A 377-nucleotide genomic window follows, 5' to 3' on the forward strand; every position below is an offset into this window, starting at 1 on the left:
AGGTGACTGAGGTCGATTTTGCGGAACTGACTTTGACATAAAATCTGCTTAAAACGCATAATAATGCGGTCTCAGGGTGCTTAAAGCTTGACTTTAAGGGTGCCCCGGAAAATTGGTCCTATGCAGCAACCTAATGATTATAAGTCGCTTACCGAATGTTTTCTGGCTCCTGCTCGGGAGTCTTTGAGTCACTGCTCGCACACTCGGGAGTGTCCCGAGCTGGATGACTGGCAATGGATTCGAATGGGAGTGAACCGTTCGATCAATGACGAACGCAGTGGTCGCAGTTTCTTACAAGACTGGGCCATGTTAGATGAGTCGAGCATTGGAGTCGGCCACTTTTTCGAAACGCTCAAAAGCTCGCGTCGCCTGCAGCT

The 377-nt window shown here is 49.3% G+C and carries 1 protein-coding gene; it reads left to right on the plus strand.

The genetic code is table 11. The annotated features are described in order from the left end of the window. Positions 1-120 precede the first annotated feature (120 nt). Positions 121-377: hypothetical protein (locus QEH59_RS18765; protein WP_308986920.1), on the plus strand; the 257-nt coding region annotated here is incomplete at its 3' end.

The organism is Thalassobacterium sedimentorum (genome assembly GCF_031127905.1).
GTDB lineage: Bacteria > Verrucomicrobiota > Verrucomicrobiia > Opitutales > Coraliomargaritaceae > Thalassobacterium > Thalassobacterium sedimentorum.